This is a genomic window from Pseudactinotalea sp. (assembly GCF_048594945.1).
In the GTDB taxonomy this organism is placed as follows: domain Bacteria; phylum Actinomycetota; class Actinomycetes; order Actinomycetales; family Beutenbergiaceae; genus Pseudactinotalea.
The window spans coordinates 1-3,181 of record NZ_JBMDXJ010000155.1; the positions used below are offsets into that span (position 1 = coordinate 1).

Annotated in this window: 3 protein-coding genes and 1 pseudogene; 1 reads left to right on the forward strand and 3 read right to left on the reverse strand. The window is 68.0% G+C overall.

The features are described 5' to 3' along the window. Both ACOJSN_RS07250 and ACOJSN_RS07255 read right to left on the reverse strand, forming a co-directional pair. Positions 1–629, reverse strand: a pseudogene (locus ACOJSN_RS07250) (hypothetical protein); the annotation flags it as partial. Between the two features lie 222 nt (positions 630–851). After that, positions 852–1,586 carry a hypothetical protein gene (locus ACOJSN_RS07255; RefSeq protein ID WP_420111835.1) on the reverse strand — a complete coding sequence of 245 codons (735 nt, stop codon included), beginning with the start codon at positions 1,584–1,586 and terminating at the stop codon, positions 852–854. Positions 1,587–1,945: 359 nt separating this feature from the next. Here ACOJSN_RS07255 and ACOJSN_RS07260 point away from each other — a divergent pair, with 359 nt between their 5' ends. Beyond that, positions 1,946–2,212 (forward strand): NUDIX domain-containing protein, encoded by a 267-nt coding sequence (locus tag ACOJSN_RS07260; protein WP_420111836.1) that lies wholly within the window; start codon positions 1,946–1,948, stop codon positions 2,210–2,212. Positions 2,213–2,547: 335 nt separating this feature from the next. Here ACOJSN_RS07260 and ACOJSN_RS07265 read toward each other — a convergent pair whose 3' ends face one another. Further along, on the reverse strand, positions 2,548–2,964 hold the full coding sequence (locus tag ACOJSN_RS07265; RefSeq protein WP_420111837.1) for a DUF3592 domain-containing protein: 417 nt from the start codon (positions 2,962–2,964) through the stop codon (positions 2,548–2,550). Positions 2,965–3,181: the final 217 nt, after the last annotated feature.

The following is a 3,181-nucleotide window of genomic DNA, read 5'->3' on the forward strand; positions in this document are numbered from 1 at the left end:
ATCGAGTTGTAGAAGATGCCGAACGCGCCGGTTGCTGCAGCTGCAGCGAGCGCACTCGAGAGACGCGGCGCTGTCGTCAACGGCTCGTTGCCGGCGACCATTCCGAGAACAGTGCGCACGCCCCCAGACGCGCGATGCGCCCGGAGCGTGGAGTGGTCGTTCCCGTCCGAGCTCTGGGCCCAGCGCAGCCACGAGCGTTCGAACCGGGAGGCGTCGCGAGGTTCGCTGGTGGGCTTCAGTCGCAGTGTGCAGGCCATCAGCGTGTCGAGCACTCGCTGTCTGCTGGCGAACGCCCCGAGCGTCGGGCAGGACACCACGGCGATCTGCTCGTCAGGGAAGATCTCCGCGATCAGCGGATGTCCGTCGTCGAGGCGGGGGATCTCGGTGAGGAGGAGGACGGCATCGGGGGAGGAGTATTCCTCGGACAGGTCGATCGCGTCGGTCAGGTCGAGGGAGTTGTCCGGGCGAAGTCGGAGCATCGCGGTCTGAACGTCCAGCGTGATCGGTGGACTGAACGCTTCGTCGAGCAGCTGCTGTAGATCGTGCTCGATGGACCGTGCGCGTCTGGTGGGTAGTCCGGGGTCGGCGACGAGGAGGACGTTCACGCCGACCTTCGGGTCTTCAGGCATTCGAAGTCCTTCCGCTGTGGGGTGCGTGCGCTGACCAGGCTACGTTTCCGGGCGGAGTACGGCCGTGCGGCCGACCGTTCGGTGTGGCCGGACTGCACTTCCCGAGGGGGTGCAACGCGCTGCCGGCAGCTTCGGGGAGCCGCGTCCGAACAGTCCTCTCAGCACGGCGCCACGTCACCCGGTGAGGTGAGGCACTGGGGCGCGATCGGGTGTCACCTGCTGTCAGACGGCGATGCGACGCAAGATCGGATCGGCAAGGAAGCGCGAGGGGGCGCACAGGGTCTGACCAACATGACTGAAAGCTCGGTCTCGGTCGGTGAAGTACCCGAGATCGGCTCCGACATAGGGGGACAGGTCGTAGGAGCTGTCCGCGCCGCCGCCGTCCCAGTCGACTGCGCAGCGTCCGACCGCCTCGAACAAGGTCTCTGCACCCTGGTTCGTGAACGCCCCGCCCGCACGGCACCCGATCGGGCCGAAGAGCTCAGCTGCGGAGAGCCAGGAGCCATCGACGTGGAACTCCGGCCACACCAACAGAACTTGGTCGGGCAGGACATAGCGGAGCCGAGGGAAGCGCGGATACCAGAAGGAACGATCGATCAGCAGGGCTCGCGCTCGGGTCGCGACCCCGAGAGATCGCGCAACGCTCTCCAGGATCGCGAGACGCTGGCTACACGAACCGGAAGCGCGGGTGAGGGTGCGCGAGGCCGGCGTCGCTTCCTCCAGCGCGTACACCGGTCGAACTCGATCGCGGATCAGACCGTGGGCGGCTTCGAGCACCGCCAGAGCGTCGGCAGAGGTCGAGGCTCCTTGCGCCGATACGACGAGCTGGCGGATGGCAGGGGACCGGTGGTCGAGGATCGCGGTCGGTTCGACCGAGCCCATGAGGTCCGCACGGCCACCCGGGCTCGCGGACAGGCGGCGGTACCAGGGCGTGAGCAAGGCTGTGGGGGCGGTCATGACGTCACCTCGGGTGCGTGTCGCGGGCGGGCTGTGTAGCTCTCCGAGTTCCAGTGATGCTCGATCGCCACCTCCTTAGGACCTGCAGGGCGCTCAGCGAGCAGTGGGGAGGGCTGAGGATGCACCATGCTCCGAGGATAGGGCGAAGGCGTATCAGATGCTCGACGTCGAATCCCCGAGAGCGTTGCATCGCGGTGGTCGAGGTCGGCGTGTTCGAGAGTGCACCTCAGAGCGGACCATCTGCGGTGTCGTCGCCAGGCGTCGATGAACTCGAGGGCCTCGAACGGCAGCCTCGAGGGTCGTCTCGCAGGCGCGGCCTTCCAGGACCTCGACGCCGTCATCGCCGGAGCGGTTGATCCGTGTCGCGAGCGTGGCTCGAGATTCTCCAGGAGGAGACGGGGTGCGGGGTCGTGATCGGCGCGCTGATGGGGGTCCACAGCGGACTGTTCACGAGTGGCAGCGGTTCGGAGTGCCACGTGGTGCGGTTGTTGTTCACGGGAGATCTGCGCGGAGAGCCGCGAGGGGTCCAGGCCGATGAGGTCGACGTGGTGGGATGGCATCCGTTCGGAAGCCTGCCGCCGAACACCACAGCATGGGCCGCTCTCGGAGCCGAGCTACTGCGGTGACAGAGCTGGAGAGCGACCGATTGCGGGAGGCCGATGACCACTGGCGTGCGGCGAGTCCGTGGGCGCGGTCGAGGCGTCCGTGATCACGCCGGGGGCGAGCAAGGGCCGCAGGCAAACCGTCCCGTGCCTGGTACGAGGAAGAGCCCGACAGCTGGAGAGAGCCGGCACTGGGCACCGCACCTTCACGCGGCAAGCCGCCAGAGGGGTCGGACTGAGAGATCGGCTACGCCGTCATCATCGTCGGCCTCTCTCGGTGCCGCAGGCCTGGCGGCCTCATCACGGCAGACGCCCGAGCGTGCAGCAGCTTCCGGCGCGCGGGAGCCCCACAGCGTGCGTCAGCGGGTCACGAGGATCGAGATCGCCGTGAACGCGACGCCGATCACGGCGCCCGTCACGCCGAAGAGCACGCCGGGTGCGACCAGGGCGCGTGTCGCACGATGCGGGTAGCGCGGGTGCACGTAGAGGCGAACACGCTTGCCGACGGGCACGTTGAATCGGGTGACGGAGAAGTTCTCGGTATACCGGAGAGTTGAGCCATCGGCTGACAGCCATTCGATGATCAACGCCCTCGAGGATCCCGAACCGCCCTGTGACGCCGTGGAGACCCGCAGCTCGCTGCCGATGATGGTCCCCATCGTCTGCGCCCAGGTGCGTCGCCGTCGCAAGGTGACGACGCACCAGGCTGTGCCGAACCCGGCCATCACGACGACTACGCCGACGCCGATGAGCGGCAGTAGAAGGGCTGGTTCCATCGGCGAGGCTCCTCGTGGTGGGGATCGTGGGGCGACCGGGGTCCTGTTCCGACGGCCGTCGGCCCCGGCTGCTCCTCGTGGGACGAGTGTAGGTCGCCCCGATGCTCGCAGCGCGCCCCTCGGTGGTCCGCCCGTACGCGACGGACTTCACCTGACGATGCGGCGCCCGCGGACCGTGCCGCTCGTCGCGGTATATCGTGGCGGCGTGCGAGAAGGA